The 370-nt window shown below is 40.5% G+C and carries 1 protein-coding gene; it reads left to right on the top strand.

Annotated features, from left to right (window positions below):
• Positions 1–370: Mcf1 protease effector domain-containing protein (locus KQX66_RS36670; protein WP_216798425.1), on the top strand; the 370-nt coding region annotated here is incomplete at both ends.

Raw genomic sequence — 370 nt, 5'->3', positions numbered from 1 at the left:
GGGTTGATATACCTGCACATACTATGTTGATATCGAAAGTGACCAAAGGAGGTAAAGTAAAGTATGTCTTCTATGATCCTAACTATGGCTTAGCTTACTTCGATAAATATAAAGATATGTGTGCATTCTTTAAGAAGAAGCTTGAAGATGATTACCAGGCAGAAAACTATACTACATTTTCTCATTTAGATTATTCACGTCTTCCTGATGTTAAAATACTAGGAAAGGACCTTAATGAAATTATAAGCGATACCGAACAGCCTGATTCTGGCTCAAAACAGCTAAATGCTCCGGCTTCCGGGCATGTACAACCCCCCTCAGCGCCAGCGAGTAGCATAGCTCGCACAGGAGTTGCCGATCAACCTCATAC

Source organism: Paenibacillus oleatilyticus, from assembly GCF_018998565.1.
Taxonomy (GTDB): domain Bacteria; phylum Bacillota; class Bacilli; order Paenibacillales; family NBRC-103111; genus Paenibacillus_G; species Paenibacillus_G oleatilyticus.
Note: the sequence above shows the minus strand (reverse complement) of the source record. Positions and strands in the feature narration are given on the sequence as shown.